This is a genomic window from Mesorhizobium sp. WSM4837 (assembly GCF_055811435.1).
In genome coordinates, this window is sequence record NZ_JBVVQE010000265.1 from 1 (window position 1) to 344 (window position 344).

General features: G+C 66.6%; 1 pseudogene. It reads left to right on the forward strand.

Annotated features, from left to right (window positions below):
• Window positions 1–344, forward strand: a pseudogene (locus AC0L3D_RS37030) (Ulp1 family isopeptidase); the annotation flags it as partial.

The window sequence follows — 344 nt, forward strand, 5'->3', positions numbered from 1 at the left end:
TCGCCGAGACGTTGTTTCCAGGCCACCCCTATCTCCGCTTGGCGCTGCAACGGGTTCGCGATATGGAGTCCGCGTCACACAGGAGCGTGACGGACGCTTTCGCGGCGGCCGGCTCTGGGCACGCCGGAGTTGAGATCGCCGCCCCGCCGCCGTTGGCTGCCAGCCAACAGCAGATCCGGCCCTCGCCGGATGCGCTTGACCCGGGCAACCACCTGCCACCACCCGAGTGGGTGATCATCAACGATGAACATTCCACAGCGCCGTTGCGGCCAGCGGAGAGGCAGAGGGCCCTGAATACGCCGCAAGCCGCCGCCATTCAGCAGCCGCTGAGCGAAATCGGCAAT